The sequence below is a fragment of the Klebsiella sp. 7-CIP_Kleb. genome (genome assembly GCF_050378655.1).
GTDB classification, from domain to species: domain Bacteria; phylum Pseudomonadota; class Gammaproteobacteria; order Enterobacterales; family Enterobacteriaceae; genus Klebsiella; species Klebsiella quasipneumoniae.
In genome coordinates this window covers 1-482 of record NZ_JBNRLJ010000043.1, presented here as the reverse complement: position 1 = coordinate 482, position 482 = coordinate 1, and the positions used below count along the sequence as shown (strand labels likewise).

1 tRNA gene and 1 rRNA gene are annotated in these 482 nt (G+C 49.2%); both read right to left on the bottom strand.

Annotation, left to right across the window (positions count from 1 at the left end):
- Positions 1 to 230: 230 nt before the first annotated feature.
- Positions 231 to 306: transfer RNA gene (locus ACQUTI_RS26350), tRNA-Glu, on the bottom strand.
- A gap of 85 nt (positions 307 to 391) precedes the next feature.
- Positions 392 to 482: ribosomal RNA gene (locus tag ACQUTI_RS26345) — 16S ribosomal RNA — on the bottom strand; the annotation flags it as partial.

The window sequence follows — 482 nt, the reverse complement described above, 5'->3', positions numbered from 1 at the left end:
ACTGCCAGGGCATCCACCGTGTACGCTTAGTCGCTTAACCTCACAACCCGAAGATGTTTCGTAAAACATCATCGTGTCGCGAAAATTTGAGAGACTCGAACACACATTAACTGTGTGTCGTTTCAATTTTCAGCTTGATCCAGATTTTTAAAGAGCAAATATCTCAAACGTCACCCGAAGATGAGTTTTGAGATAGTTCGGCACGCGTCTTTCACTCACGAACCAGCAAGTGGCGTCCCCTAGGGGATTCGAACCCCTGTTACCGCCGTGAAAGGGCGGTGTCCTGGGCCTCTAGACGAAGGGGACACTGAAGTCTCAATCGCAAGACGCCTTGCTTCTTTACTTTCATCAGACAATCTGTGTGAGCACTACAAAGGCAGGTTCTTTAAGGTAAGGAGGTGATCCAACCGCAGGTTCCCCTACGGTTACCTTGTTACGACTTCACCCCAGTCATGAATCACAAAGTGGTAAGCGCCCTCCCG